We start from the raw sequence: 26,303 nt of genomic DNA, 5'->3' as shown, positions 1-26,303 counted from the left end.
CGACCGGGGCCTCCGCCATCGCCCTTGATGACGGCCTCTCGATAGCTGGGGGCCAAACCGGCCGCCGTGAGACCAACGGTCACATGGTCGCCGCGTGCGTTGATCGATCATTTTCTCAACTTTCGATAACCGTCCGCGGCGTCCGGGATTCTCATTCCTTCGCCGCAACCACCCATGCCGGAGGACAAGCCATGCCTGTGATCGTTTTTGAATCCGGAGCGCTGAGCAAGGAGGTCAAGGCGGAGCTGATCCAGCAGTTGACAGACGTTTCCGTGCGGATCACCGGAATCCCGAAGGAGCTTTTCCTGGTGTCGATCCACGAACTGCCGGATGAAGACATCGCGGTGGGGGGCGTCACCGTCAAGGAATTGAAGCAGCGTCTGGCCGGGTCACGTCACCCTTGAGGATTTTCGACAGCGGGTCGCAGGACGGTCAAGGGTTCCGACGCCCGCAAGACGCTTACAATGTCTGTGGCCCAAGGGTCCTGTGACCGTTACAAAAAGTTGTGTTATGAAGGTAGACCACCGGCTGTACGCTGCGCCCCGCCTCCCGCAATCTCCAGCTTCAGGGCTTTGCACGAGATGGAAAAGCCCCTCGCCCTCCTCTTCGTGGATATCGCCGACAGCACGCTGCTCTATGAACTGGCGGGCGACCGGAAGGCGGCGGCGCTGACCCAGCGGGTTCTGGAGGACTTAGGCCGGATCGTCGGGGAGAACGCCGGCACGGTGGTGAAGAGCCTGGGCGACGGGCTGCTGGCCTCGTTCCCCATGAGCGACGGCGCCACCCGCGCAGTGCTCGCCATGATGGAGCGGCAGGGGGATTTCGGGCTGCGGCTGCGCGCCGGGCTGCATTTCGGTCCGGTGATCGCCGGGCCCGGCGATCTTTACGGTGACGCCTGCAACGTCGCCGCCCGGCTGGAATCCATCGCCCGCCCCGGCGAAATCCTGGCGACCGATGATCTGGTCGACAGACTCTCCCCTCCCCTGCGAAAACAGGCGCGTCTTCTGAACAGCGTCGCGGTGAAGGGGAAGGCGGCGCCCGTCCGCGTCCACCAGATCCGCAGCAGCGACGCTCCGCCGGAGGCCGAGGACAACGCGACCATCGGGCTGACCTTGTCGCAACCCGGCAGCGGGCGCGGCCTGCCGTCCCTGCACCTGTCCGGGCGCCGCGCCGAGGCAACCCTGACACCGCTCCTGCCCCGCGTCACGGTGGGCCGCGACGAGAGTTGCGGCCTGCGCATCCCCTCCCGCCGGACGTCGCGCCAGCACGCGGTGATCGACTTCAGCCGCGGCGGCTTCCTGCTGACCGATCACTCGACCAACGGCACCTTCATCCGCACGGGCGACTCCCCCTCCCTGCTGCTGCGCCGCGATTCGACGAAGCTGACCGGCAGCGGGCTGATCGGCTTCGGGGGAGAACCGCTGCGGCCGGACGAGGACCATGTCCTGGCCTTCCAAGTTGGGACCGCCTGACGGTGCACGCCCCCTTGTCGGGTCTCCGACAGGCGCTCCGCTTTGTCGGCCATTGTTTGGCTTTGTCCGCCTTTGTCGCAATGCCGACATGGCCCGCAGACCCGACATATCCCTCTAAACAATTGAAAACGCTTAATTCATCTAGTTGGCCCCGAACTTGCTTTTGACAAGCCCGACCAAGGGCGCCGACGGCGCGGCTGGGAAGGGAGTGGACGATGGCCAACGTTATTTCGCTCGACAGCATCCTGGGCGTGGGTGAGTTGAAGCCTCCCGTCGAGGCGCCGCCCGCCGCCGCTTCCGGCTGCGCGTCCTCCTGCGGGTCGTCGGACGGCCCCGCCGACATGGCGCCGGAGGTGTGGGAGAAGGTGAAGAACCACCCTTGCTACTTCGAGGAGGCGCATCACTATTTCGCCCGCATGCACGTGGCCGTGGCACCGGCCTGCAACATCCAGTGCAACTACTGCAACCGCAAATACGACTGCTCGAACGAGAGCCGGCCGGGCGTGGTCTCCGAGAAGCTGACCCCCGATCAGGCGCTCCGCAAGATCATGGCGGTTGCCAAAGAAATTCCGCAGCTCTCCGTCATCGGCATCGCCGGCCCCGGCGACAGCTTGGCGGCGGGCGGCAAGAACACCTTCAAGACCTTCGAGATGCTGGCGAAGAAGGCGCCGGACCTCAAGCTGTGCCTGTCCACCAACGGTCTGGCCCTGCCCGACCATGTGGAGACCATCGCGAATTACAACATCGACCACGTCACGATCACCATCAACATGGTCGATCCCGAGGTCGGGCAGCGCATCTATCCGTGGATCTTCCACGACCACAAGCGCTGGACCGGGCTGGACGCCGCGAAGATCCTGCACGAGCGCCAGATGCTCGGGCTGGAGATGCTGACCTCGCGCGGCATCCTGGTGAAGGTGAACTCCGTCATGATCCCGGGGATCAACGACGAGCACCTGATGGACGTGAACAAGGCGGTGAAGTCACGCGGCGCCTTCCTGCACAACATCATGCCGCTGATCTCCGACCCGGCGCACGGCACGCATTTCGGCCTGACCGGCCAGCGCGGCCCGACCGCGCAGGAGCTGAAGGTCCTGCAGGACCAATGCGAAGGCGGGGCCAAGCTGATGCGCCACTGCCGCCAGTGCCGCGCCGACGCGGTCGGCCTGCTCGGCGAGGACCGCGGCTCCGAATTCACCATCGACCAGATCGAGGCGATGGGCGAGGTGGAGTACGACCAGGAGGCCGCCCGCACCTACCGCGAGCACGTCGAGGGCGAGCGCGCCGGGCGCCACGCCGCCAAGGCCGCAGCGCAGGCCGACGTGGCCGAGACGGTCGGCACCGACGTGCAGCCGATCCTGATCGCCGTCGCCACCAAGGGCGGCGAGCGCATCAACGAGCATTTCGGCCACGCCAAGGAATTCCAGATCTACGAGGTTGGCCCGAAGGGCGCCAAGTTCGTCGGCCACCGCCGCGTCGACCAGTATTGCGAAGGCGGATCGGGCGACGAGGACGCGCTCGGCGGCGTGCTGTCGGCGATCAACGATTGCACCGCGGTCTTCGTCGCCAAGATCGGCGGTTGCCCGTCGCAGAACCTCAAGGACGCGGGCATCGAGCCGGTTGATCGCTTCGCCTTCGAATACATCGAAGAGTCGGCATTGACCTACTTCAAGGACTACGCCGAGCGCCTCGGCCAAGGTGCGATCAACGCGCGCGAGGGCCAGGACGCGGTGATCCGCACCGGCGCCTTCACCGCCCTGCGGGCCTGATAGCCGAGAAACCGGCCCGAACCCACGGATTCACCCGGCGGCCCACCGCAACAGCCGCCCCACCTGCAAGGAGAGTGTCATGGCTTACAAGATCAAGGCTTCCGACTGCACCGCCTGCGGCGCCTGCGAGGCCGAGTGCCCGAACAACGCCATCAGCTTCAAGAAGGGCGCCTACGCCATCAACGCGGACCTGTGCACCGAATGCAAGGGCCAGTTCTCCAGCCCGCAATGCGCCTCGGTCTGCCCGGCCGACTGCTGCGTCCCGGCCTGATCGCCCGAAACCCCTCTCCCGTCCCATCACGGGAGAGGGCGTCCATGGAGCGCACCGCCATGCTGGACGAGGTGGATGAAGGCTGGCTCAGCCGCCGATACTACGGCGGCGACCTGCCGCCCGAGGCGGAGCGGTTCCTGCATCTCGCCGCCGCCAGCCACGCCGATGCCGAGGCGGCGGAGCGTCACCTCGCCCGCGCCGCCGAGCTGGCGCCGGGGCACCGGCTGGTCGATCTCGGCCATTACAAGTTCCACTTCTACAAGGCGAACCTGGACACCGCCCTGCTCTATGGCGAGCGGATGCTCGGCCATGCCATGGCGGCCATCGGCCTGAACCACGCCGACTGGCGCACGGTCAGTCGGGATCAGAGCGACTTCGCGGGTCTTGAGCCGGCCCCGCGCCTGTTCCTGTTCGCCTTGACCGCGGTTGGCTACCTGCAACTGCGCCTGGGCCGTCTGGCCGAAGGGCGCGAGGCCCTGAACAAGGTTCGGGAGCTGGACCCGAAGGACCGCTTCGGAACCACCCGCCTGCTCGCCGCCGCCGACCGATACGAAGCCGGCCAGGACGACGCCGGGCCGGAGGACGACGACGCATGAGCGACGACATCGACAGCGCGCTGGACTGGCTGGGCAACCCCGTCGACTGCGACGGCTGCGCCTGCCGCGACCGTCTGGCCGAGGGGCGCTGCGAGCCGCTGCGCGCCTGCGTGCAGGACCGCTACGCCAAGCGCATCCAGCGCTTCTTCCAGTGGAACGACGATCTGGCCGGCGAGCACCTCGACCATCCCTATTTCGAGGTCCGCGCCAACGCCGCCCGCTTCGCGCCGATCTTCATCGTGCCGCGGCTGATGGACGACCCGGACGAGACGGTGCGCGCCGCCGTCGCCCGCCGCCTGCCCCGCCGCCTGCTGCTGAAGATGCGCGGCGACCCCGACCGCGAGGTGCGCATCGCCGTCGCCTCCCGTCTGGAGGACGCCGACCTCTCGCCGCTGATGCGCGACCCCGACTACTCCGTCCGCCTGCGCGTCGCCCGCCGCGTGCCCGAGGGCATGCTGCCGGCGATGATGCACGACGAGGACCCGGAAATCCGGCTGGAGGTCGCCAACCGCATCGGGCTGGAGTGGCTGATGAGCATGGCCTGGGACGACAGCGCCCGCGTCCGCATGGTCGTCGCCCGGCGCCTGCCGCCGGAGAAGCTGGCCGCGCTGATCCGCGACGCCGACTGGTGCGTGCGCTTCGTCGTCGCCAGCCGCCTGCCGCCCGAAGACCTCGCCCCGCTGACCGAGGACCCGGTGGACGACGTCCGGACCGTGGCGCAGAAGCGCCGCGCCGGACTGCCCGCCACCGGAGACCTGATTCCCGACTGACGCCCCCGCACCAAGGAGCACCGAATGCGCGAGCGCGCCCGCGATCCGAACGAACCGATCGAACTGGAAGACCGCCCCGCCTTCGAGGAGGGCCAGAAGGTCCGCGCGCTTCGCGACGTGCGCAACGACGGCACCTACCCCGGCCGCCCGATGGGCGACTTCCTGATCCGCGCCGGGGACATCGGCTATGTGAAGTCGATCGGTACCTACCTACAGATGTATTACATCTACGGCGTCGATTTTTACGAGAAGCGCATCATCGTCGGCATGCGCGCCAAGGAACTCGAACTGGTCGACGCCCGCTGCAACGACCCGCAATGACCTTCCCGCCTGAGGAGCACGCGATGAGCGACGCCGTCACCGAAGCGAAGAAGCCCGGCTTCATCCCGCCCCGCGAACCGCTCTACGACTGGGGTCTGGCGGTCACCGCCGCGGTGGACCTCCACAACGACGGCAGCCACCCCAACGCCGAGGACGGCGCGCTGCTGGCCCCGAAGGGCACGCCCGGGACCATCGTGCGCATCGGCCACGCCGAGGGCACGCAGATCCCCGTCTATCTGGTGGAGTTCCCGGCCGGCGTCGTCGTCGGCTGCCTGGAGGAGGAGATCACGCCCGCCGACGGCCGCCGCCGCGGCGTCCCCGGCGTGATGGACTGACCGCCCCCTCCGTGCCACGGCCTGCGATGGACCCATGATCTATCTCGACAACAACGCGACGACCCCGCTGGCGCCCGAGGTGCGGGAGGCGATGCTGCCGCACCTGTCCGGGGAGTTCGGCAACCCCTCCAGCCCGCACGCCGCCGGCATGGCGGCCAAGCGGGCGGTGGGCGAGGCGCGCGCCCGGGTGGCGGCGCTGGTCGGCGCGAAGGCCGCCGACATCCTGTTCACCGCCAGCGCGACGGAGGCCAACCACACGGCCCTGCTCGGCACGCTGCACGCCGTCGTGGCGGAACAGCCGCGGCGCCGCCGCCTCGTCACCACGGCGATCGAGCATCCCTCGACGCTGATGCTGGCGAAGGATCTGGAACGGCAGGGCTGGCGGGTCACCGTCCTGCCGGTGGACGGCAGCGGCACCATCGCGCTCGCCGACCTGCGCGACGCGGTGACGCCCGATACGGCGCTGGTCTCCGTGATGTGGGCGAACAACGAGACCGGGGCGATCCAGCCGGTCGGCGCCGCCGCCGACATCGCCCAGGCGCGCGGCGCCCTGTTCCACACCGACGCTGTGCAGGCCGCCGGGCGGCTGCCCATCCGGGTGGACGCGGTGAACGCCGACCTGCTGACCCTGTCCGCCCACAAGATGCACGGGCCGAAGGGCATCGGCGCCCTCTTCATCCGCAAGGGCGTGCCCTTCGCCCCGCTGATCCACGGCCATCAGGAGCGTCACCGCCGCGGCGGGACCGAGAATGTGCCGGCCATCGTCGGCTTCGGCGCCGCCGCCGGCCGCGCCGCCGCCACGGTGGCGGAGGCCGGCGGCATGGCGATCCTGCGCGACCGGCTGGAGCGCGGCGTGCTCGCCGCCTGGCCGGGCAGCCGGATCAACGGCGAGGGGGCGGTCCGCCTGCCCAACACCAGCAACATCCGTTTCGCCGACCCGCAGGGCCGCCCGCTGGACGCGGAGGAGCTGCTGATGCGGCTCGACCGCGCCGGCATCGCCGTCTCCATGGGGGCGGCCTGCGCGTCCGGCGGCAACGAGCCGAGCCACGTCCTGACCGCCATGGGCCTGAGCCCGGCGGAAGCGGCGGCCAGCCTGCGCTTCTCCCTCAGCCGCTGCACCACGGCGGAGGAGGTGGAATCGGTCCTCAACGAGTTTCCCGCGCTTTACGCGCGGATCGCGGCCTGACCTGAAGACAGCCAAACACACGACGACTGGAGAGTGACATGAAGGTGATGGTGCGCAAGGCCGGTGAGCAATACACGATCTACGTCGCCAAGAAGGACCTGGAGGAAGCCGTCGTCGAGATGGAGAAGCCGGGCCTGTGGGGCGGCTGGATCAAGGTCGCCAACGGCTGGACGCTCGACCTGCCGGAGATGCCGGCGGACACCGGCCTGCCCATCACCGTCGAAGCCAAGAAACGCGGCGCGGAGTGACGGCCATGGCCCTGTCCCCGGAACGGATCGACGCCATCGCCGCCCTGGCCGGCAGCCTCTTCGCCGACGGCACCCGGCTCGACGCCGTGGTTCGCGCCGTGCGCGAGGCGCACCCGGACCTGTCCAACGTCACCGGGGCGCACGCCGCGGTGATGGCGGAGGACGCCTTCCGGGAGGAGCCCGGCTTCAACCTCTACCTCGTGGACGGCACCAACCATTGCTGGCTCATCACCAACAAGCCTGAGACGGCGACCGGCGTGGTGATCGCGCAACGGGACGAGGACGACTGAACGAGGACGACTGAACAAGGATCGCGGAATGACGATGCCCCAGGACGGCACAGCCGAAGACGAAGACGACGGCGGACCCGGCGAGTACATCCCGCTGATTGACCCGGACATTTCGGAAGCGGAGGTGGCGGTGGTCGGCCGCATCCTCACCTCCGGCAGCCTGAGCGACGGGCGGATGACGGAGGGGTTCGAGGAGGCCTTCGCCGCCTGGCTCGGCCGCGCGCACGCGGTCGCGGTGTCCAGCGGCACCATCGCCACGCTGATGGTGCTTAAGGCCTACGGCATCGGGCCGGGGGACGAGGTTCTCTGCTCCCCCTTCGGCTGGCATCAGGTGCAGCACGCCATCGCGCTGGCCGGCGCCGAGCCGGTCTTCGTCGACATCGACTACTGGCAGCACACCATCAACCCGGCGAAGGCCGAGGCGAAGATCACGCCGCGGACCAAGGCCATCCTGGCCGGCAACGTCAACGGCCACCCCGCCCATTGGGACGAGCTGCGCGCGCTCGCCACCGACAAGGGGCTGATCCTGATCGAGGATTCGACCGAGGCGATCGCCTCCTCCTACAAGGGGAAGCTGGTCGGCAGCTTCGGCGACTGCGCGGTCTTCGACTTCTCCGAACCCTGCGTGCTGGTGACCGGCGAGGGCGGGATGATCGTCACCGACGACCGCCACCTCGCCCACCAGCTCCGCTACCTGCGCCGGCGCGAGGCGGAGCACCGCAACACGGTGGTCATCACCCGCAACATCCCCTTCCAGGCGGGCATGAGCAACATCACCGCCGCGCTCGGCCTCGTCCAGTTGAAGCGCCTGCCGGAAATCCTGGCGAAGCGCCGGGCGGTGGTCGGCTTCTACGAGGCGGCCATGGCCTCCTTCGAAGGCATCAAGCCGCCCTACAAGGGGCCGGGCGCCGACGACGTGCACCCGATGGTCTACGCCGTCCATCTCGGCACCCGCTTCACCGCGTCGGGGCGCAAGGCGGTGCTGGAGGATCTGGCGACGCACGACGTCGAGGCGTCGGACTACGGGCAGGCGCTCTACACCCAGCAATATTACCAGGAGCGCGGCGCCAGCCGGGCCGACTGCCCGGTCTGCCAGAAGACGGTGGACCGCGTTCTGGCCCTGCCGCTGCACCACAAGGTCACCGCCGACGAGGTGCAGTTCATCGTCGACACGCTGAAGGACGCCACCGTCAACACGGGGGCGGGCGCGGCGATCTATTTGTGAAACGCGGCCCCTTCCCAGCGCCATTCCCCTCCCCTGCGAAGCGGGGGAGGGTCAGGGAGGGGGCAAACGCCAGCCGAACGGGGTTAGCATGACCGACACCGCCGTCATCGACAGCACGGACACCAGCACGGACACCGACACCATCATCGCGGACATCGCCTCGGTGCTGAAGGCGCGGGGCGTGGTGCCCTATCTCGGGCCGGGCGCCTTCGCGCTGCTGCCGGAGGCTGACTGCCCGATCCCGCGCACCTCGCTGGAGCTGGCGCAGCGGCTGAACGCCAAAGTCGCCGCACCGGGCCGCATCCGCAGCCAGCTGACCGCCGTCGCCCAGTTCATCGAATCGCGCCGCCACCGCAAGACGCTGGACGGCATCCTGAACGAGATCTTTAAGCGCGAGGTTCCGGCGACGCCGGTTCACGCGTGGCTGGCTTCCCTGCCCGCCCCGCCGATGATCGTCGACGTCTGGTACGACAACACGCTGGAACGCCTGCTGACCGCCGATGCGGGGCGGAGCTGGGGCCAGATCCAGGGCCTGTCCCACCCGCAGGGCGTCGGCGAATGGGTGAAATACTACGCGCCGGGCGGAGCGGAGGTCGAGGCCGGCGCGGCGTCGGGCTGGGAGACCCTGCTCTACAAGCCGTCGGGCAGTGCGACTCCGGCGGGGAACTATCTGATTTCCGACAGTGACTTCGTCGAGATCCTGACGGAGATCGACATCCAGACACCGATTCCCGCCGTCGTGCAGGAACGCCGGGCGGGCCGAAGCTTCCTTTATCTCGGCTGCCGCTTCGACCAGGAAATCCAGCGCACCTTCGCCCGCCAGATCGCCAAGCGCTCGTCGGACCGGCATTGGGCGGTGATCGAGGGCGAGCTGTCGAAGAACGAGGCGCGCTTCCTGGAGCTGCAGAACATCGCCCGCATCGACCTGACGCTGGACGAGGCGGTCCGGCGGATCAGCGAGGCGATGGGGGCGTAAAACACCCCTCTCCCCGGAGGGGAGAGGGGGCACCATTGGGGACAGTCAACCCTTACGCGGCGACCGGGGTCGCCAGGGCGTCGATCTCCTGCTGGGCGGCGGCCAGCGCCTTGGCGCGGGCGTCCGGGCCCATGCCGACGCCCTCGGCGCGGATCACCGTCACGTCGGTGACGCCCAGGAAACCCAGCACCGTGCGCAGGAAGGCCTCCTGATGGTCCAGCGCGCTCATCGCGGCGTTGGTCGAGTAGACGCCGCCGCGCGTCGAGGCGATGTAGACCTTCTTGCCGCCGGCCAGACCGACCGGGCCGGTCTCGGTGTAGCGGAAGGTGCGGCCCGCCTGGGCGATGCGGTCGATCCAGGCCTTGAGCTGGGTCGGGACCGTGAAGTTGTACATGGGGGCGCCGATCACCACGACGTCGGCGGCCAGGAACTCGTCGACCAGCGCGTCGGTCAGGGCCAGTTCCTCCTGCTGGCGGGCGGTCAGGCCCTCCAGGTTGCGGAACTTCACGACCTGCATCAGCTCGCCGGTCAGGTGGTCCGGCGGGGCGACGGTGAGGTCGCGGTGGGAGACCTCGGCGTCCGGCGTCGCCTGGCGCAGCGCCGCGACGATGGAGGCGGTGAGCTGGCGCGAAACGGAGGCGTCGCCCAGCGGGCTGGAGTCGATGTGAAGGATCTTCATGGTCACGTCTTCCTGTCCGGGAAGCGGGGCGCCGGTCGGGCACCGTCACCGCTTCGGTTTGTCTCGGGAGTGACCATAAGCCCGCTTACGCCAATCGATTGAGCCCCGATTTCGCCAATCTTCGTTGCATGGATTGGAACAATGTCCGGTCAGCGCACCCGATTGCCGCCCCTGAACACGACCATCTCGCCGCCCTTCATGACGGTCCAGTTCTCGTCGCGGGTCAGGGGACGGGTGGCGACCACCGTCACCACGTCGTTGGGCGTCGTCTCCTTGGCGAAGTCGACGCTCATGTCCTCGTCGATCAGCGTCGCGGGGCCGAAGGGGGCCTTGCGGGTCAGCCAGGCGAGGTTGGTCGCGCAATGGCACCACAGGTACCGCCCGTCGCTGAGCAGCATGTTGAAGACGCCCAGCGTGCCGAGGTCGGTGGCGAGGTCGCGGATCAGCCGCATCAGGGCGCCGCTGCTCTTGGGCGGTTCCGGATACTGCATGCGGATCTGGTCGAGCAGCCAGCAGAAGGCGTGCTCGCTGTCCGTCGTCCCGACCGGCTCGTAGAAGGTCAACGTCCGTTCCTTGATGCCCTTGAGTTGGCCGTTGTGGGCGAAGGTCCAGACGCGGCCCCACAGCTCCCGCGTGAAGGGATGGGTGTTCTCCAGCGACACCCGGCCGCGGTTGGCGCGGCGGATGTGGGAGATCACCACGCAGGACTTGATGGAATAGCTGCTGACCAGCCGCGCGATCTCCGACTCGCAGCTTGGCGCCGGGTCGTGGAAGGCGCGGCAGCCCTTCCCCTCGTAGAAGGCGATTCCCCAGCCGTCGCGGTGCGGACCGGTCTGCCCGCCGCGGCGCATCAGGCCGCGAAAGCTGAAGCAGATGTCCGTGGGCACGTTGGCGCTCATGCCCAGGAGTTCGCACATGGATCGGCCCCCATCGCTGAAATGTCGGGTTTCAAACAGGACGGGGGCAAACCTACGACAGTCCGGGTTGTCCCGTCATCCCTTTGCGGGTGGTGGGCAGGGCGGCATCCCGGCGCGGGCGCAGCCTTCCAGCTTGCCTTCCGGCGCCCCGGCGGCCAGCCCGATCCAGGCGTCCACCCGTTCCGCCTCGAAGCCGCAGTCGCGACGGTCGCCCACCTGCATCAGCGGACGGCGGATCAGCAGCGGCGTCTTCAGCATCAGCACCAGGGCGGCGGCCTCGTCCAGCGCGTCCGGATCGACCTCGCCGCTCTTCACCGCCGGGGCGCTTCGGTTGAACCACTCGGCCACCGGGCGGTCGCCGAAGAAGGGGCGCAGGCGGTCCGCCGTCCAGGGTTCGGACAGCAGGTCGCGGGCGTGGACCGTGTGCCCGGCCTCCGCCAGCAGAGCCTTCTGGCGGTTGTTGCCGGCGCAGCCGGGCTTTTCGAAGAAGATCACGTCGGCCATGGTTGCGGTCACCCCTGCTTGAGCGCCGGGGCGCGGGCGAGCAGCCCGTCCACCTGGGCGCAGATTTCGTCGTAGACGGCGCGGTCGAGTTTGCGCAGCCAGCGCGGCGGGATGGTCTCCACCCCGTAGGTGGCGCCGGCCAGCATGCCGGCGATGGCGCCGGTGGTGTCGGCGTCGCCGCCCTGATTGACGGTCTCGACGACGCAGGATTCCACGGAGTCGGTCTGGAAATAATAGTGCATGACCGTCTGCATCGTATCGACGATGTAGGCGGTGGACAGGCCCCGGTAGGGCTGGAACTTGAATTGGCGGTGCGCGGCGATCAGCGCGTTGATCTCGTCGCGCACATCGAGCACGCCGCCGCCCAGCACCAGCCGCCGCACCATGCGGCCGAGCGTCAGGGTCGCCGCGTCGGACATCGCGTTGCAGTGGGTGATGTGCGCCTGCTCCACCGTCCAGCGCTCGAAGGCCGCGTCGTCGCCCAGCGTCGCCAGGACAATCGGCAGGTTGCGCATCGCCGCCCCGTTGCCGGCGTGGTATTCGCTCTCCGGCTCCGACAGGGTGCCGTGCATGATGAAGCGGCGGATGCCGCGCCGTGTCGTGTCCCCCACATCGACGGGAACGCCCTTCAGCCAGACGGCGAACTCCTCCGCGGCGCGGCGGGCGTCCCATTCCGGAGCAGCGAGGATGGCGCGGCCGAGATGGATCGACATCTCGGTGTCGTCGGTCACCTGCCCGGCGGGCAGCTTCAGCCAGCCGCCGCCCTTGATGTGCTTGTGCACGCCGTACTGGTGGGCGATCTCGCCCTTTGTCAGAAACTCGACGGTGGCGCCCAGCGCGTCGCCGCAGGCCAGCCCGAGATAGGCGCCCAGCGCGCGCGAGCGGATGGAATGGTCAGTCATGGGCCGGATCTGTCCCGTGATCGGTTGTCAGAGAAGCGACACCCCCACCCTGTAGTCCCCGCCGACGACCAGATACTCGCCCTCCCCCTTGAAGGGATAGCGGGGCAGGATGTCGCGGAAGAAGACCACCTTGGTGAGCGGCACCCAGGTTTCGAGGATGTAGTCCCCGAACTGGCCGGCGATGTCGCGCTCAATGGAAAAGGAGCTGAGGTTGTTGAGGCGCAGGACCGCCGTGCGCTTGTCGGGGCGCGCGACGATGTGGTGCTCCTCGAAATCGTTGACGCCGCGGTAGAGCCGGATGTGGCTGGCGCGGGACGGCATCGGCGCGTCCGGCCAGCCGCGGCGCATCCACCACTGGCAATATTCGTAGAGCAGATCGAGCTGCAGGTTGATGTTGTTGTTGTGGAAGCGGGTGGCGACCTTCTCCTCGCCATAGGTCCGCCATGCGTCGGAGGCGAAACGGAGGATCGGCTCCTTGTGATAGGTGGGCAGCAGGCCGAAGCGGCTCTCCACCCAGCCCTTCAGCACAGCCCCCTCGGCGTTGTTGCTGTCGAACAGCCACCCCTTCAGCAGGCGCAGATAGCTGGCGCGGTAGCGCCGCCGCCCGTCCATGCCCTCGGCGCCGGAGAAGTCCGGGTTCAGCCCGAAGGTGAAGGCCATGTAGTGCTGGAAGATGTCGGCGGCGATCAGGCTGTCCGGGCTCTCGTCGAGCGCCTCGAACAGCACGGCGTGCTCGCTGCGCGTGCCGCCGATGCGCAGGCGCCGCGGCTCGTCGTTGAAGGACTCGGCGCACAGCGCGTCCGCCGTCACGTTCAGCAGGTTGGTGCGATGCGCCTTCAGCGCGAGCGGCGAATCCGGATCGATCAGCCGCCCCCGCGCATCCCGCAATCCACCGCTCGCCGAACCGTCCGCCATCGCGCTCTCAAATCCACAATTCTTTCATGGATACCGCGAACCGGCGCGTCCGCCAAGAGGCCGCGTCACCGCAGGACGAAACCGTCCGCCCGGCAATACATTTCGAATTCAAAAACAATTCGATTAAACGGCCGAAGCAACTTTCGGCTTACTCCAAATATCTTAAAAATATCCGTTTGAACGGATGACGAGCCGACACCATAGTTCTCCGAACGGGATTCAGTGCACCGCAAGACGAGGCAAGGCCATGTGGCCGATGAAGCGTAAGGAACAGGAGACGCGCAACCGGGCGGCACAGCCTCCGCGCGTTCTTCTTCCTTCCGCCGTCTCGGAAAAGATGCCGATGCGCTCGGGTCGGGCGCCGGTTCCGCTGCGCGGCGCCAGGGAAGCCCGCGACGCCGTGACGCTCGTCCGGCTTCTACGCGGCACCATCACCCCCCTGCGCGGCGACGAGGTGCTGGCCCTGCTGGAGCCCCACCGCCCGCGTCTGGTGCCCAAGCCGGTCAACCCGCTGGCCGCCATGCCCGGCCAGCCGCAGGGCCGCCTGCTGGAGGCGCTGCTGCGCCCCACCGCGCCGATCATCCTGGACGTCCTGCTGCCGCGCCTGCGCGACCATCTGATCGACCGCGTCGTCCACAACAAGGGCACCGCCGAGGATGGGCTGCCCGGCGCGCTGGAGGTGGCCACCGCCCTGCGCGCCCTGGTCTCCCTGCTGCGCGGCGCCGGGCGCGGCGCGGTGCTGTCGGTGGTCTCGGCCATCGAGGCGGACGCCCGCGCCGACGCCGACCGGCTGGTGCGCGGCGATGCGCCGGCCGCGGAAGACGATCCGGCCGGCATCGCGGGGGGCGTCACCGCCGGCGCCATGGACAGCCTCGCCCACGCCCTGCTGCGCTTCGAGGCGCGGCGGCTGATGCTGGAGACGCTGGGCGCCACCGTCGCCCTGCGCGACGTCGTCTATCAATCGCGTCGTCTCACCCGCCACGCCCTGCGCCGGGCGGCGGAGGCCATGGACGGCTTCGGCGCCGACCGCGGCATCAAGGCGCTGCACGCCAGCCTCGCCACGCTGGCCTCGGTGGACGGGCTGCTCGTCGTCGCGATGCGGAACCTCGACGACCAAGAGGAGCACCGCGAGGAGGCCAACGCCTTCGTCGAACCCGCCGACCGCAAGGCGATGAACGACTGCCTGTCAGCGGCGTGGCGGCTTTCCGACACGCTGTTCGATCTTGTCGGAAAGGCGGCCAACGGCGGCGACCTCGACGAGTTGCTGTTCGAGGCGCTGCTCCGCCAACTCCGCTCCCTGCACCAGTTCTGCACCGACCTCGACCATGCGGGGCGCCCGGCGGTGCTCGACACGCTGGAGCGGCGTTTGGCCGAGCGCAGCCGCGCGCTGGCCGGCATCGCCGGGGAGCGCCTCGTCGGCATCCTGCTCGCCCGCCCCGCCGACCCGGCCAAGGCGCGCCGCCTGCTCGCCCGCGGCCAGTCGCTGGCCCAGCTTCTCTACGACATGGGCCAGGACGGCGACGAGCTGGAGGCGCTGGCGCTGCGCCTCGTCGTCGCCCGCGACGCGCTGAACCACGCCGCCGCCTGACGCCGCCTCCTGACGCTGGCCTCTGACGCTGGCGGACGACGCTCGTCCAACCCATCCATTTTCATTGCGAGAGACCCGACAAAATGTCGGGCTTTGTCGGGTATGTCACAGGCCCGACAAAGCAGGCCGCGTGCGGCCATAGTCTATTTTCCTATTCATTTTCAATAGCTTAAAAATTTTACGCGAACTGGCACGGGGGATGCAGAGAAGGGGTCGAAGCGGCCGCTGGGCAGGCCGCCCCGGAATTGAAGACACCCTGTAGACCCAAGCAAAGGAGTAACCTCCCATGTCTTTGCGCCAGATTGCGTTCTACGGTAAGGGCGGTATCGGCAAGTCCACCACCTCCCAGAACACCCTGGCCGCGCTGGTCGAGCTGGATCAGAAGATCCTGATCGTCGGCTGCGACCCGAAGGCCGACTCGACCCGCCTGATCCTGCACGCCAAGGCGCAGGACACCGTGCTGCACCTCGCCGCCGAAGCCGGCTCGGTCGAGGATCTGGAGCTCGAGGACGTTCTCAAGATCGGCTACAAGGGCATCAAGTGCGTCGAGTCCGGCGGTCCGGAGCCGGGGGTCGGCTGCGCCGGCCGCGGCGTGATCACCTCGATCAACTTCCTGGAAGAGAACGGCGCCTACGACGACGTGGACTACGTCTCCTACGACGTGCTGGGCGACGTGGTGTGCGGCGGCTTCGCCATGCCGATCCGCGAGAACAAGGCCCAGGAAATCTACATCGTCATGTCCGGTGAGATGATGGCGCTCTACGCCGCCAACAACATCGCCAAGGGCATCCTGAAGTACGCCCACAGCGGCGGCGTGCGCCTCGGCGGCCTGATCTGCAACGAGCGCCAGACCGACAAGGAGATCGACCTCGCCTCGGCCCTGGCCGCCCGCCTCGGCACCCAGCTCATCCACTTCGTGCCGCGCGACAACATCGTGCAGCACGCCGAGCTGCGCCGCATGACGGTGATCGAGTACGCGCCGGACAGCCAGCAGGCCCAGGAATACCGCCAGCTCGCCAACAAGGTTCACGCGAACAAGGGCAAGGGCACCATCCCGACCCCGATCACCATGGAAGAGCTGGAAGAGATGCTGATGGACTTCGGCATCATGAAGTCGGAGGAGCAGCAGCTCGCCGAACTCCAGGCCAAGGAAGCCGCCAAGGCCTGATCCCTGGATCCCTGACGGGGCACAGGTCTGAACTGGCCCCCTCCCCAGCCCACCCCGCCTTCGTGCGCGGGGTGGGAGAGAGGGGGCTCGGTCCCGCGCTGAAGTGGCGCGGACAATGAGAGCATGCAGGAGACTGGCACCATGAGCCTGTCCGTGAACGAAGGCGTCGACGTCAAGGGTCTCGTCGACAAGGTTCTCGAAGCGTATCCCGAGAAGTCCCGCAAGCGCCGCGCCAAGCACCTGAACGTGCTGGAGGCCGAGGCCAAGGACTGCGGCGTCAAGTCGAACATCAAGTCGATCCCCGGCGTGATGACCATCCGTGGTTGCGCCTACGCCGGTTCCAAGGGCGTGGTGTGGGGTCCGATCAAGGACATGATCCACATCTCCCACGGCCCGGTCGGCTGCGGCTACTATTCCTGGTCCGGCCGCCGCAACTACTATGTCGGCGACACCGGCGTGGACAGCTGGGGCACGATGCACTTCACCTCCGATTTCCAGGAGAAGGACATCGTCTTCGGCGGCGACAAGAAGCTGCACAAGGTGATCGAGGAGATCAACGAGCTGTTCCCGCTCGTCAACGGCATCTCCATCCAGTCCGAGTGCCCGATCGGCCTGATCGGCGACGACATCGAGGCGGTCGCCCGCGCCAAGTCCGAGGAGCTGGGCAAGCCGGTGGTTCCGGTCCGTTGCGAAGGCTTCCGCGGCGTCTCCCAGTCGCTGGGCCACCACATCGCCAACGACGTCATCCGCGACTGGATCTTCGAGAAGACCGAGCCGAAGGAAGGCTTCGTCTCCACCCCATACGACGTCACCATCATCGGTGACTACAACATCGGTGGCGACGCCTGGGCCAGCCGCATCCTGCTGGAGGAGATCGGCCTGCGCGTGATCGCCCAGTGGTCGGGCGACGGCACGCTCGCCGAGCTGGAGAACACGCCGAAGGCGAAGGTGAACCTCATCCACTGCTACCGCTCGATGAACTACATCGCGCGCCACATGGAAGAGAAGTTCGGTATTCCGTGGATGGAGTACAACTTCTTCGGCCCGTCGCAGATCGCCGAGTCCCTGCGCAAGATCGCCGCTCTCTTCGACGACACCATCAAGGAGAACGCGGAGAAGGTCATCGCCAAGTACCAGCCGATGGTCGACGCCGTCATCGCCAAGTTCAAGCCGCGGCTCGAAGGCAAGAAGGTGATGATCTACGTCGGCGGCCTGCGTCCGCGCCACGTGGTCGACGCCTATCATGACCTGGGCATGGAGATCGTCGGCACGGGTTACGAGTTCGCCCACAACGACGACTATCAGCGCACGTCCCACTACGTGAAGGAAGGCACGCTGATCTACGACGACGTCACCGCCTTCGAACTGGAGAAGTTCGTCGAGGTGATGCGTCCGGACCTCGTCGCCTCGGGCATCAAGGAAAAGTACGTCTTCCAGAAGATGGGCCTGCCCTTCCGCCAGATGCACTCCTGGGATTACTCGGGTCCGTATCACGGCTACGACGGCTTCGCGATCTTCGCCCGCGACATGGATCTGGCCATCAACAACCCCGTCTGGGGCATCATGAAGGCTCCGTTCTAAAGCGGCCTCTGGAAGATAGGAGTAATGAGCATGTCCCACCCCGTTTCCCAGAGCGCCGACAAGGTCATCGACCACTTCACGCTCTTCCGTCAGCCCGAATACAAGGAGCTGTTCGAGCGCAAGAAGACGGAGTTCGAGTACGGCCACTCCGACGAGGAGGTCGCCCGGGTTTCCGCGTGGACCAAGACGGAAGAGTACAAGGAAAAGAACTTCGCCCGTGAGGCGGTCGTCATCAACCCGACGAAGGCCTGCCAGCCGATCGGCGCGATGTTCGCGGCCCAGGGCTTCGAGGGCACCCTGCCCTTCGTCCATGGCTCGCAGGGCTGCGTCGCCTACTACCGCACGCACCTCACCCGCCACTTCAAGGAGCCGAACTCCGCGGTCTCCTCGTCGATGACGGAAGACGCGGCGGTGTTCGGCGGCCTGAACAACATGATCGACGGCCTGGCCAACGCCTACGCGCTGTACAAGCCGAAGATGATCGCCGTGCTGACCACCTGCATGGCCGAGGTCATCGGCGACGACCTCTCGGGCTTCATCAACAACGCGAAGAACAAGGAAAGCGTCCCGGCGGATTTCCCGGTTCCCTTCGCCCACACCCCGGCCTTCGTCGGCAGCCACATCGTCGGCTACGACAACATGATCAAGGGCGTCCTGACCCACTTCTGGGGCACGTCGGAGAACTTCGACACCCCGAAGAACGAAAAGATCAACCTGATCCCGGGCTTCGACGGTTTCGCGGTCGGCAACAACCGCGAGCTTAAGCGCATCGCCGGCCTGTTCGGCATCGACCTGACGATCCTGTCGGACGTGTCGGACAACTTCGACACCCCGGCCGACGGCGAGTACCGCATGTACGACGGCGGCACCCCGCTGGAGGCCACGAAGGAGGCCGTCCACGCCAAGGCCACCATCTCCATGCAGGAATACTGCACCCCGCAGTCCCTGCAGTTCATCAAGGAGAAGGGCCAGCAGGTCGCCAAGTTCAACTACCCGATGGGCGTCACCGGCACCGACGAGCTTCTGATGAAGCTGGCCGAGCTGTCCGGCAAGCCGGTCCCGGCGGAGCTGAAGCTGGAGCGCGGCCGTCTGGTCGACGCCATCGCCGACAGCCACACCCACCTGCACGGCAAGCGCTTCGCCGTGTACGGCGACCCGGACTTCTGCCTGGGCATGTCGAAGTTCCTGATGGAGCTGGGCGCCGAGCCGGTGCACATCCTGTCCACCTCCGGCTCGAAGAAGTGGGAGAAGCAGGTCCAGAAGGCGCTCGACGCCTCGCCGTTCGGCAAGTCCGGCAGGGCCTACGGCGGCAAGGACCTCTGGCACCTGCGCTCGCTGCTGTTCACCGACAAGGTCGACTACATCATCGGCAACAGCTACGGCAAGTATCTGGAGCGCGACACCAAGATCCCGCTCATCCGCCTGACCTACCCGATCTTCGACCGCCACCACCATCACCGTTACCCGACCTGGGGCTACCAGGGCGCCCTGAACGTGCTGGTGCGCATCCTGGACCGGATCTTCGAGGACATGGACGCCAACACGAACATCGTCGGCGAGACCGACTACTCGTTCGATCTGGTGCGCTGACCTCCCCCGGCCGGCGCGGGGCCTCCATCCCCCCGCCCGGCCGCTTCCCCGGAGAGCCGGAGTCCACCGCAGGGTGGGCTCCGGCTTTTCATGTTTCCGGCCCGCGGCCACCCGATTAACGCGGACAAAGTTTATCCACGTTTCTCCGCTTGCCTCCGAAAACACGGACTGATACGGTCTGTGTTGTCGAGACCATTGGACGGGCCGCGCCATGGCACACCTCACCGCAAGCGTCGAATACGGCATCCACTGCCTTCTCTGGCTGGCCGCCGCCGGCGACACGCCGCTGAGCAGCCGCGATCTGGCGGAACTGCAGGGCATCTCCCCCTCCTTCCTCGCCAAGATCTTCCCGAAGCTGGAGAAGGCGGGGATCGTCACGGCCAGCGAAGGGGTGCGCGGCGGCTACCGCCTCGCCAGGGCGCCGGAAGACATCAGCTTCCTCACCATCGTCGATGCCATCGAGGGCGAGAAGCCGCTGTTCGAGTGCCAGGAGATCCGTGGCCGCTGCGCGGTCTTCAACGAGGCGCCGCCGAACTGGGCGACCTCCGGGGTCTGCGCCATCCACGCCGTGATGCGGAAGGCCGAGAAGGCGATGCGCGACACGCTGGCCAAGGAGACGCTGGCCAGCGTCGGCGAGACCTTCGGGCGCAAGGCCCCACCGGAATTCCACGAGGACGTCCGGACCTGGATCGACGCGCGCCTCAGCGCCCGCGCCGCGTCACGGACACGGCAATCGCCGTAGCCAACCCCATCACCTCTGACCCGATGCCCTGAGCGTTTCCCGGACCGCCGCCGGACGGACGGGATGGCTGCCGCGCACCCGCGCGCCAGAACGCTCCCCCTTTGTCCGGCGTTCAGAAGGACACCGAGTCATGACCCAGCAAATCGTCATCGCCGGCTCCGGTTTCGCCGGACTGTGGGCCGCCCTGTCCGCCGCCCGCGCCGTGGCGCTGGCCGGGCGGGACAGCGACGTCGCGATCACCGTCGTCTCGCCGGCTCCGCAGCTCCACATCCGCCCCCGCCTCTACGAAGCGGTGCTGGAGGGCATGGCGCCGGACCTCGCCGCGCTGTTCGACGCGGTGGGCGTCCGCCACGTTCCCGGCGTGGTGACAAGGATCCACGCCGACCGCCGCGCGGTGGACGTCACCGGCGCCGACGGCGCCCAACTCACCCTGCCCTACGACCGCTTCGTCCTGGCCGCCGGCAGCCGCCTGTTCACCCCGCCCGTTCCCGGCCTCGCCGAACACGCCTTCAACGTCGACCAGCTGGACAGCGCGCACGCCCTCGACGCCCATCTGAAGGGCTTGGCGACCCGGCCGGAGACGGCGGCGCGCAACACGGTGGTGGTGGCCGGCGGCGGCTTCACCGGCATCGAGACGGCGGCGGAGATGCCGGACCGGCTGCGCGCCATCCTGGGCGCGGACGCCAAGGTCCGCGTCGTTGTGGTCGAGCAGGCGCCGGCCATCGGCCCCGACCTCGGCCCCGTGCCGCGCCCCGTCATCGAGCAGGCTCTGGCCGAATGCGGCGTGGAGATCGTCGCCGGCACGGCGGTCGCCGCCATCGACCCCGACGGCGTGACCATCGCCAATGGCGAACGCATCGCCGCCGCCACCGTCGTCTGGACGGCGGGGGCCCGCGCCAACCCGTTGGCCGCGCAGATCAGCGGCGGGCTTGACCGGTTCGGGCGCGTTCCCGCCGATCCGTTCCTACGCGCGGTGGGCAGCGAGGGGATCTTCGTCACCGGGGACGTGGCGCGGGCCGCCACCGACGATCTCGGCAACGTCGCCGCCATGTCCTGCCAGCATGCCCTGAGCCTGGGCCGCGTCGCCGGCCACAACGCCGCGGCGGAGCTGATCGGCTTGCCTCTTCACCCCTACAGCCAGCCCAAATACGTGACCTGCCTCGACCTCGGCCCGTGGGGCGCGCTCTTCACCGAAGGCTGGGACCGTCAGGTGCGACTGACCCGCGACGAGGGCAAGGCGGTGAAGCGCGAGATCAACACCAAGTGGATCTACCCGCCCCAGCCGGACCGCGAGGCGGTCTTCGCCATCGCCAACCCCGACCATGTGATCGTCCCCTGACGGCGGGTCGCGGAGCCGCGCGTCGTCGTGGAAGCGCGGCTCCCCCGCCATCGTCAGCCCCCGGTGGAAAGGGTGCGCGGCAACCCCCAGCGGTCGCGGCACCCCCGGCCTCCACACAGCCTGCCGAAGAAGGTGGGCGAAGCGGCCAAACCTTGGCGCCCTGCCCGGACTGCGCGGATTGCCGCCGGCTGAATGGCCGGATCGTTGGAAGCCACGCACTCCCAACGATCACCACCCGCCGAATATCCACAACATCAACAAAAAATTGCGATCTTTCGATACCTTTTAAAATATACACATTGACGAATACTTTCACCACCGGCGCAATCCTGTACTGAACAGGCAATAATTAATTTCTTTTTATCCAAGATTCCCATAGCTTCAAAGCATCCCTCGCCACCCATAAGACAATGGTAATAGTTATGCCTTTTAAAGCCTTTCTAAAACCAAATCACACCGAATCAGCCGAAATAACAGATGCATTAGATAAATCTAATGGTATCATTGCTTTTGATACATCTGGCAACATATTGTCGGCAAATGATCAATTTCTTCGATTCATGGGCTACAGCCTTGAGGAGATCAAAGGAAGACACCACCGGATATTCGTCGACCCGAATCTCCACGACAGCCAGGAGTACAAGGATTTCTGGGAGCGTCTGCGCCGGGGTGAGTTCCAATCTTCCCTGTACAAGCGGATCGGCAAGGGCGGACGTGAAGTCTGGATCGAGGCATCCTACAACCCGATCAAGAACCGCCGGGGCGTCACCCACAAGGTGGTGAAGGTCTGCACGGACGTCACCGAACGCCATCGGGAACATCTCGATCTGCGCGGCAAGGCGGAGGCCATCTCGAAGTCCCAGGCGGTGATCGAATTCACCCCCGACGGCACGGTCATCACCGCCAACGAGAATTTCCTGTCCCTGCTCGGCTATTCGCTGCCCGAGATCGCCGGGCGCCACCACAGCACCTTCGTCGACCCGGCCGAGCACGGCGGCCCGGATTACCGCGCCTTCTGGGAGAGCCTGCGGCAGGGCCGCTTCCAGGCCGCCCAGTACAAGCGGATCGGCAAGGGCGGTCGCGTGGTGTGGATCCAGGCCTCCTACAACCCGGTGTTCGACAGCAACAACCGGCTGAGCAAGATCGTCAAGTTCGCCACCGACATCACCCAGCAGGTGGAGCTGCTCGACCAGCTGAAGTCGCTGATCGACAACAACTTCACCGCGATCGACACCGCGCTCTCCGCCGCCGGCCGGCAGGCCGGGGACGCCGCCCGGCGGTCGGGCGCGACCCAGGGCACGGTCCAGACCGTCGCCGCGAGCGCGGAGGAGCTGGCCGCGTCGGCCCGCGAGATCGCCGACAGCATGATCCGCTCCCGCCAGGCGGCGAGCACCGCGATGGACGAGACGGAGAACGCCGACCGGGCGGCGGCGCGTCTGGCGGAGGTCGCCAAGGCGATGGGCGGCATCGTCGACCTGATCAGCTCCATCGCCAGCCAGATCAACCTGCTGGCGCTCAACGCCACCATCGAGGCGGCGCGGGCCGGCGAGGCGGGGCGCGGCTTCGCGGTCGTCGCCAACGAGGTCAAGAACCTCGCCAACCAGTCGGCCAGCGCGACCGCCCAGATCACCAAGGAGATCGAGGGGATGCAGGCCGTCTCGTCAGACGTGGTCGCGTCGCTCGGCAACATCCGGCAGGCCACCGGCAACCTGATGGAGTTCGTCACCGTTTCCGCCGGCGCGGTGGAGGAGCAGAGCGCGGTCACCGGCGACATGTCCACCAACATGCAGAACGCCTCGGCCTCGGTCAGCGCCGTCGACCACAACATCGGCGCGATCAACGCCGCGATCAGCCAGATCGCGTCGGCGGTCTCGGAAACCAAGGAGGCCGCCAAGGTTCTGGCCCGTTGAGGGCGCCCGCCTTCCGCGGCCCCGTCCCCGCTCCAGGCTGTGCGATACCCGACAAAGTCCGCCATTGTCGGGTATCGCACATGGGGTCATTCGCCCCAACACACTGAATATAAACAATTCACCGTCTGGCATACCTCCTGCATACGACCGGCCCACAGGCGCCGATGTCGGCCAATGGCGGGAGAAGGTCATGCTCCAGGAAAAGCTCCAGGACGTCTTCAACGAGCCGGGTTGCTCCACCAACCAAGCCAAGTCGGAGAAGGAGCGGAAGAAGGGGTGCTCCAAGGCTCTGAAGCCGGGGGCCGCCGCCGGCGGCTGCGCCTATGACGGCGCGATGATCGCGCTCCAGCCGATCGCCGACGCCGCCCACCTCGTGCACGGACCGATCGCCTGCCTCGGCAACTCCTGGGACAACCGCGGCACCAGATCGTCGGGCTCGCAGCTCTACCGCACCGGCTTCACCACGGACATGTCGGAACTCGACATCATCCACGGCGGCGAGAAGAAGCTCTACCGGGCGATCAAGGAAATCGTGCAGCAGTACGACCCGCCGGCCGTCTTCGTCTATCAGACCTGCGTCCCCGCCATGATCGGCGACGACATCGAGGCGGTCTGCAAGTTCGCCGCGAAAAAGCTGGGCAAGCCGGTGATCCCGGTGATGGCGCCGGGCTTCGTGGGCTCGAAGAACCTGGGCAACAAGCTGGCCGGCGAAACCCTGCTCGACCACGTCATCGGCACGGTGGAGCCGGAAGTCACGACGCCCACCGACATCTGCATCGTCGGCGAGTACAATCTGGCCGGCGAGCTGTGGCTGGTGAAGCCGCTGCTCGACGAGATCGGCATCCGCATCCTGTCCTGCATCTCCGGCGACGGGCGCTACAACGAGGTGGCGCAGGCCCACCGGGCGCGGCTGACCATGGTGGTCTGCTCGCAGGCGCTGGTGAATGTCGGGCGCAAGATGCAGGAGCGCTGGGGCATCCCCTATTTCGAAGGCTCCTTCTACGGCGTGTCGGACATGTCGGACACCCTGCGCACCATGGCCCGCATGCTGGTGGAGCGCGGCGCCGACAAGGCGATCATCGACCGCACCGAGGGCGTCATCGCCCGCGAGGAAAGCCGCGTCTGGCGGCGCCTGGAGCCTTACCGGCCGCGCTTCGACGGCAAGCGCGTCCTGCTGTTCACCGGCGGCGTGAAGAGCTGGTCGATGGTCACCGCGCTGGAAGGCGCCGGGCTGACCATCGTCGGGACCTCCACCAAGAAGTCGACCAAGGAGGACAAGGAGCGCATCAAGAAGATGAAGGGGGAGGAGTTCCACCAGTGGGACGACCTGAAGCCCCGCGACATCTACCGGATGCTGCGCGACAGCGAGGCCGACATCATGATGTCCGGCGGCCGGTCGCAGTTCATCGCGCTGAAGGCCAAGGTGCCGTGGCTCGACCTGAACCAGGAGCGCCACACCCCCTACGCGGGCTATGACGGCATCGTCAACCTGTGTGAGGAAATCGACAAGACGCTGTCCAACCCGATCTGGCGGCAGGTGCGCCTTCCCGCACCCTGGGAAGCCAAGCCGGACGCCAAGCCGGTGGAGGCGTGACCATGGGCACCATCCAGCGCTTCCCCCACTCCGCCAAGGCCGCTTCCACCAACCCGCTGAAGATGAGCCAGCCGCTGGGCGCGGCGCTCGCCTTTCTCGGCGTGGACCGCTGCATGCCGCTGTTCCACGGCAGCCAGGGCTGCACCGCCTTCGGGCTGGTCCTGCTGGTCCGCCATTTCCGCGAGGCCATCCCGCTCCAGACCACGGCGATGGATCAGGTCTCCACCATCCTCGGCGGCTACGAGAATCTGGAGCAGGCCGTCCGCACCATCCACGAGCGCAACGCGCCCGCCCTGATCGGCGTCGCCACCACCGGCGTGACCGAGACCAAGGGCGAGGACATGGCCGGGCAATATTCGCTGTTCCGCCAGCGCAACCCCGCCCTGTCCGGGCTGAAGCTGGTCTTCGCCAACACGCCCGACTTCTCCGGCGGGTTCGAGGACGGCTTCTCCGCCGCGGTGACCGGCATCGTCGAGGAGGTGGTCCGGCCGTCCGACAAGACGGTGAAGGGCCAGATCAACGTGCTGGCCGGCTGCCACCTGTCGCCGGGCGACGTCGAGGAGTTGCGCGACATCATCGAGGGCTTCGGCCTGTCGCCGATTTTCCTGCCCGACCTGTCGCTGTCCATGTCGGGCCGCCAGCCGGACGATTTCACGGCGACCTCGCTGGGCGGCGTGACGGTGGAGCAGATCGCCTCCATGGGCGCGTCGGAAGCGACGCTGGTGATCGGCGAGCACATGCGCGTCGCCGCCGCCGCCCTGGAGCTGAAGACCGACGTGCGCAGCCTTTTCTTCGACCGGCTGACCGGGCTTGAGGCGTCGGACCGCCTCGTGCGCAGCCTGTCGGAGCTGTCGGGCCGCCCGGTGCCGGCGAAGCTGCGCCGCCAGCGCGAGACGCTGGTCGACGGCATGCTGGACGGGCATTTCTTCTACAGCCGCAAGCGGATCGCCGTGGCGCTGGAGCCGGACCTGCTCTACGCCGTCACCAGCTTCCTGTCGGAGATGGGGGCGGAGGTGATCGCCGCGGTCTCCCCCACCCAGACCGCCGTGCTGGAGAAGCTGAAGGCCGCGACCGTCATGGTCGGCGACCATTCCGACGTGGAGACTCTGGCCCGCGACGCCGACCTGATCGTGTCGAACTCGCACGGGCGGCAGGGGGCGGGGCGCATCGGCGTGCCGCTGCACCGCATGGGCCTTCCGATGTTCGACCGGCTGGGCGCCGGGCTGAAGGTCCATGTCGGCTATCGCGGCACGCGCGAGCTTCTGTTCGAGATCGGCAACCTGTTCCTGTCCCGCGAGATGGACCACGACGAGCATGGCCATGCCCGCGGTCGTCATGGGGACGGGCATGAACACGGCCAGCACTGCGGGAGCGGATCATGCGGATGCAGCGCCGGCTGAGGGTGGTGGGCCAGG

General features: G+C 67.5%; 27 protein-coding genes. 22 read left to right on the top strand and 5 right to left on the bottom strand.

Annotation, left to right across the window (positions count from 1 at the left end; genetic code table 11):
- The first annotated feature begins 191 nt into the window (after positions 1–191).
- The 13 genes from dmpI (at position 192) to ABVN73_RS02920 (ending at position 9,459) form a co-directional block, all read left to right on the top strand.
- A complete protein-coding gene (gene dmpI, locus ABVN73_RS02980) occupies positions 192–404 on the top strand; it encodes a 4-oxalocrotonate tautomerase DmpI (protein ID WP_353858861.1) in 213 nt (70 codons plus the stop codon).
- Between the two features lie 177 nt (positions 405–581).
- Positions 582–1,472: an adenylate/guanylate cyclase domain-containing protein gene (locus tag ABVN73_RS02975; RefSeq protein ID WP_353858860.1), complete on the top strand. Its 891-nt coding sequence runs from the start codon at positions 582–584 to the stop codon at positions 1,470–1,472.
- A gap of 215 nt (positions 1,473–1,687) precedes the next feature.
- Entirely contained in the window at positions 1,688–3,241 is a 1,554-nt protein-coding gene (gene nifB / locus ABVN73_RS02970) for a nitrogenase cofactor biosynthesis protein NifB (protein ID WP_353858859.1), read from the top strand.
- A 79-nt stretch (positions 3,242–3,320) separates the two neighbouring features.
- Positions 3,321–3,512 carry a 4Fe-4S binding protein gene (locus ABVN73_RS02965; RefSeq protein WP_014239802.1) on the top strand — a complete coding sequence of 64 codons (192 nt, stop codon included), beginning with the start codon at positions 3,321–3,323 and terminating at the stop codon, positions 3,510–3,512.
- Positions 3,513–3,556: 44 nt separating this feature from the next.
- Entirely contained in the window at positions 3,557–4,108 is a 552-nt protein-coding gene (locus ABVN73_RS02960; RefSeq protein WP_353858858.1) for a hypothetical protein, read from the top strand.
- Positions 4,105–4,878: a 4Fe4S-binding leucine-rich repeat protein gene (locus ABVN73_RS02955; protein ID WP_353858857.1), complete on the top strand. Its 774-nt coding sequence runs from the start codon at positions 4,105–4,107 to the stop codon at positions 4,876–4,878. The genes ABVN73_RS02960 and ABVN73_RS02955 overlap by 4 nt, the downstream gene beginning before the upstream one ends.
- Before the next feature lie 24 nt (positions 4,879–4,902).
- Positions 4,903–5,199 carry a nitrogen fixation protein NifZ gene (locus ABVN73_RS02950; RefSeq protein ID WP_353858856.1) on the top strand — a complete coding sequence of 99 codons (297 nt, stop codon included), beginning with the start codon at positions 4,903–4,905 and terminating at the stop codon, positions 5,197–5,199.
- Between the two features lie 23 nt (positions 5,200–5,222).
- The gene (locus ABVN73_RS02945) at positions 5,223–5,534 is read left to right on the top strand and encodes a nitrogen fixation protein NifZ (RefSeq protein WP_051657911.1); all 312 of its coding nucleotides are present in this window, start codon (positions 5,223–5,225) and stop codon (positions 5,532–5,534) included.
- 34 nt (positions 5,535–5,568) lie between these two features.
- A complete protein-coding gene (locus ABVN73_RS02940) occupies positions 5,569–6,720 on the top strand; it encodes an aminotransferase class V-fold PLP-dependent enzyme (protein ID WP_353858855.1) in 1,152 nt (383 codons plus the stop codon).
- 38 nt (positions 6,721–6,758) lie between these two features.
- Entirely contained in the window at positions 6,759–6,968 is a 210-nt protein-coding gene (nifT, locus tag ABVN73_RS02935; protein ID WP_353858854.1) for a putative nitrogen fixation protein NifT, read from the top strand.
- Between the two features lie 5 nt (positions 6,969–6,973).
- The gene (locus ABVN73_RS02930; protein ID WP_237904017.1) at positions 6,974–7,258 is read left to right on the top strand and encodes a hypothetical protein; all 285 of its coding nucleotides are present in this window, start codon (positions 6,974–6,976) and stop codon (positions 7,256–7,258) included.
- A gap of 28 nt (positions 7,259–7,286) precedes the next feature.
- Positions 7,287–8,483 (top strand): DegT/DnrJ/EryC1/StrS family aminotransferase, encoded by a 1,197-nt coding sequence (locus ABVN73_RS02925; protein WP_353858853.1) that lies wholly within the window; start codon positions 7,287–7,289, stop codon positions 8,481–8,483.
- A gap of 88 nt (positions 8,484–8,571) precedes the next feature.
- On the top strand, positions 8,572–9,459 hold the full coding sequence (locus tag ABVN73_RS02920; protein WP_353858852.1) for an SIR2 family protein: 888 nt from the start codon (positions 8,572–8,574) through the stop codon (positions 9,457–9,459).
- Between the two features lie 52 nt (positions 9,460–9,511).
- Here the strand turns inward: ABVN73_RS02920 and ABVN73_RS02915 are convergent, their stop codons facing one another.
- The 5 genes from ABVN73_RS02915 to ABVN73_RS02895 all read right to left on the bottom strand — a co-directional run bounded on the left by ABVN73_RS02915 (position 9,512) and on the right by ABVN73_RS02895 (position 13,376).
- Positions 9,512–10,138 (bottom strand): FMN-dependent NADH-azoreductase, encoded by a 627-nt coding sequence (locus ABVN73_RS02915; RefSeq protein ID WP_188260779.1) that lies wholly within the window; start codon positions 10,136–10,138, stop codon positions 9,512–9,514.
- A gap of 149 nt (positions 10,139–10,287) precedes the next feature.
- Entirely contained in the window at positions 10,288–11,055 is a 768-nt protein-coding gene (locus tag ABVN73_RS02910; protein ID WP_353858851.1) for a class II glutamine amidotransferase, read from the bottom strand.
- 75 nt (positions 11,056–11,130) lie between these two features.
- Positions 11,131–11,559: an ArsC/Spx/MgsR family protein gene (locus tag ABVN73_RS02905; RefSeq protein ID WP_353858850.1), complete on the bottom strand. Its 429-nt coding sequence runs from the start codon at positions 11,557–11,559 to the stop codon at positions 11,131–11,133.
- Between the two features lie 8 nt (positions 11,560–11,567).
- Positions 11,568–12,461: an ADP-ribosyl-[dinitrogen reductase] hydrolase gene (draG, locus tag ABVN73_RS02900; protein ID WP_353858849.1), complete on the bottom strand. Its 894-nt coding sequence runs from the start codon at positions 12,459–12,461 to the stop codon at positions 11,568–11,570.
- 27 nt (positions 12,462–12,488) lie between these two features.
- Positions 12,489–13,376, bottom strand: coding sequence for an NAD(+)--dinitrogen-reductase ADP-D-ribosyltransferase (locus ABVN73_RS02895; protein ID WP_353858848.1), 888 nt, complete (start codon positions 13,374–13,376; stop codon positions 12,489–12,491).
- Between the two features lie 343 nt (positions 13,377–13,719).
- Between ABVN73_RS02895 and ABVN73_RS02890 the strand changes: the two genes are divergently transcribed.
- The 9 genes from ABVN73_RS02890 (at position 13,720) to nifN (ending at position 26,288) form a co-directional block, all read left to right on the top strand.
- Complete coding sequence (locus ABVN73_RS02890; protein ID WP_353858847.1) at positions 13,720–14,964, top strand: hypothetical protein; 1,245 nt, start codon at positions 13,720–13,722, stop codon at positions 14,962–14,964.
- 286 nt (positions 14,965–15,250) lie between these two features.
- Positions 15,251–16,132: a nitrogenase iron protein gene (gene nifH / locus ABVN73_RS02885; RefSeq protein WP_014239786.1), complete on the top strand. Its 882-nt coding sequence runs from the start codon at positions 15,251–15,253 to the stop codon at positions 16,130–16,132.
- 141 nt (positions 16,133–16,273) lie between these two features.
- On the top strand, positions 16,274–17,713 hold the full coding sequence (gene nifD, locus ABVN73_RS02880; RefSeq protein WP_094305955.1) for a nitrogenase molybdenum-iron protein alpha chain: 1,440 nt from the start codon (positions 16,274–16,276) through the stop codon (positions 17,711–17,713).
- A gap of 30 nt (positions 17,714–17,743) precedes the next feature.
- Positions 17,744–19,303, top strand: coding sequence for a nitrogenase molybdenum-iron protein subunit beta (gene nifK / locus ABVN73_RS02875; protein WP_353858846.1), 1,560 nt, complete (start codon positions 17,744–17,746; stop codon positions 19,301–19,303).
- 211 nt (positions 19,304–19,514) lie between these two features.
- Positions 19,515–20,045, top strand: a complete 531-nt coding sequence (locus tag ABVN73_RS02870; protein ID WP_353858845.1) for an Rrf2 family transcriptional regulator — start codon at positions 19,515–19,517, stop codon at positions 20,043–20,045.
- A gap of 130 nt (positions 20,046–20,175) precedes the next feature.
- Positions 20,176–21,384: an FAD-dependent oxidoreductase gene (locus tag ABVN73_RS02865; RefSeq protein WP_353858844.1), complete on the top strand. Its 1,209-nt coding sequence runs from the start codon at positions 20,176–20,178 to the stop codon at positions 21,382–21,384.
- Between the two features lie 410 nt (positions 21,385–21,794).
- The gene (locus ABVN73_RS02860; RefSeq protein ID WP_353858843.1) at positions 21,795–23,294 is read left to right on the top strand and encodes a PAS domain-containing methyl-accepting chemotaxis protein; all 1,500 of its coding nucleotides are present in this window, start codon (positions 21,795–21,797) and stop codon (positions 23,292–23,294) included.
- A 190-nt stretch (positions 23,295–23,484) separates the two neighbouring features.
- On the top strand, positions 23,485–24,888 hold the full coding sequence (nifE, locus tag ABVN73_RS02855) for a nitrogenase iron-molybdenum cofactor biosynthesis protein NifE (RefSeq protein ID WP_353858842.1): 1,404 nt from the start codon (positions 23,485–23,487) through the stop codon (positions 24,886–24,888).
- Positions 24,889–24,890: 2 nt separating this feature from the next.
- Complete coding sequence (gene nifN, locus ABVN73_RS02850) at positions 24,891–26,288, top strand: nitrogenase iron-molybdenum cofactor biosynthesis protein NifN (protein WP_353858841.1); 1,398 nt, start codon at positions 24,891–24,893, stop codon at positions 26,286–26,288.
- Positions 26,289–26,303 lie beyond the last annotated feature (15 nt).

It is taken from the genome of Azospirillum formosense, from assembly GCF_040500525.1.
GTDB classification, from domain to species: Bacteria; Pseudomonadota; Alphaproteobacteria; order Azospirillales; family Azospirillaceae; genus Azospirillum; species Azospirillum formosense_A.
Note: the sequence above shows the minus strand (reverse complement) of the source record. Positions and strands in the feature narration are given on the sequence as shown.

Excerpts from the sequence above, each read along its gene's own strand:
- dmpI (WP_353858861.1), top strand. The coding sequence starts at position 192 with ATGCCTGTGATCGTTTTTGAATCCGGAGCGCTGAGCAAGGAGGTCAAG.
- ABVN73_RS02975 (WP_353858860.1), top strand. The coding sequence starts at position 582 with ATGGAAAAGCCCCTCGCCCTCCTCTTCGTGGATATCGCCGACAGCACG.
- nifB (WP_353858859.1), top strand. The coding sequence starts at position 1,688 with ATGGCCAACGTTATTTCGCTCGACAGCATCCTGGGCGTGGGTGAGTTG.
- ABVN73_RS02965 (WP_014239802.1), top strand. The coding sequence starts at position 3,321 with ATGGCTTACAAGATCAAGGCTTCCGACTGCACCGCCTGCGGCGCCTGC.
- ABVN73_RS02960 (WP_353858858.1), top strand. The coding sequence starts at position 3,557 with ATGGAGCGCACCGCCATGCTGGACGAGGTGGATGAAGGCTGGCTCAGC.
- ABVN73_RS02955 (WP_353858857.1), top strand. The coding sequence starts at position 4,105 with ATGAGCGACGACATCGACAGCGCGCTGGACTGGCTGGGCAACCCCGTC.
- ABVN73_RS02950 (WP_353858856.1), top strand. The coding sequence starts at position 4,903 with ATGCGCGAGCGCGCCCGCGATCCGAACGAACCGATCGAACTGGAAGAC.
- ABVN73_RS02945 (WP_051657911.1), top strand. The coding sequence starts at position 5,223 with ATGAGCGACGCCGTCACCGAAGCGAAGAAGCCCGGCTTCATCCCGCCC.
- ABVN73_RS02940 (WP_353858855.1), top strand. The coding sequence starts at position 5,569 with ATGATCTATCTCGACAACAACGCGACGACCCCGCTGGCGCCCGAGGTG.
- nifT (WP_353858854.1), top strand. The coding sequence starts at position 6,759 with ATGAAGGTGATGGTGCGCAAGGCCGGTGAGCAATACACGATCTACGTC.
- ABVN73_RS02930 (WP_237904017.1), top strand. The coding sequence starts at position 6,974 with ATGGCCCTGTCCCCGGAACGGATCGACGCCATCGCCGCCCTGGCCGGC.
- ABVN73_RS02925 (WP_353858853.1), top strand. The coding sequence starts at position 7,287 with ATGACGATGCCCCAGGACGGCACAGCCGAAGACGAAGACGACGGCGGA.
- ABVN73_RS02920 (WP_353858852.1), top strand. The coding sequence starts at position 8,572 with ATGACCGACACCGCCGTCATCGACAGCACGGACACCAGCACGGACACC.
- ABVN73_RS02915 (WP_188260779.1), bottom strand. The coding sequence starts at position 10,138 with ATGAAGATCCTTCACATCGACTCCAGCCCGCTGGGCGACGCCTCCGTT.
- ABVN73_RS02910 (WP_353858851.1), bottom strand. The coding sequence starts at position 11,055 with ATGTGCGAACTCCTGGGCATGAGCGCCAACGTGCCCACGGACATCTGC.
- ABVN73_RS02905 (WP_353858850.1), bottom strand. The coding sequence starts at position 11,559 with ATGGCCGACGTGATCTTCTTCGAAAAGCCCGGCTGCGCCGGCAACAAC.
- draG (WP_353858849.1), bottom strand. The coding sequence starts at position 12,461 with ATGACTGACCATTCCATCCGCTCGCGCGCGCTGGGCGCCTATCTCGGG.
- ABVN73_RS02895 (WP_353858848.1), bottom strand. The coding sequence starts at position 13,376 with ATGGCGGACGGTTCGGCGAGCGGTGGATTGCGGGATGCGCGGGGGCGG.
- ABVN73_RS02890 (WP_353858847.1), top strand. The coding sequence starts at position 13,720 with ATGCGCTCGGGTCGGGCGCCGGTTCCGCTGCGCGGCGCCAGGGAAGCC.
- nifH (WP_014239786.1), top strand. The coding sequence starts at position 15,251 with ATGTCTTTGCGCCAGATTGCGTTCTACGGTAAGGGCGGTATCGGCAAG.
- nifD (WP_094305955.1), top strand. The coding sequence starts at position 16,274 with ATGAGCCTGTCCGTGAACGAAGGCGTCGACGTCAAGGGTCTCGTCGAC.
- nifK (WP_353858846.1), top strand. The coding sequence starts at position 17,744 with ATGTCCCACCCCGTTTCCCAGAGCGCCGACAAGGTCATCGACCACTTC.
- ABVN73_RS02870 (WP_353858845.1), top strand. The coding sequence starts at position 19,515 with ATGGCACACCTCACCGCAAGCGTCGAATACGGCATCCACTGCCTTCTC.
- ABVN73_RS02865 (WP_353858844.1), top strand. The coding sequence starts at position 20,176 with ATGACCCAGCAAATCGTCATCGCCGGCTCCGGTTTCGCCGGACTGTGG.
- ABVN73_RS02860 (WP_353858843.1), top strand. The coding sequence starts at position 21,795 with ATGGTAATAGTTATGCCTTTTAAAGCCTTTCTAAAACCAAATCACACC.
- nifE (WP_353858842.1), top strand. The coding sequence starts at position 23,485 with ATGCTCCAGGAAAAGCTCCAGGACGTCTTCAACGAGCCGGGTTGCTCC.
- nifN (WP_353858841.1), top strand. The coding sequence starts at position 24,891 with ATGGGCACCATCCAGCGCTTCCCCCACTCCGCCAAGGCCGCTTCCACC.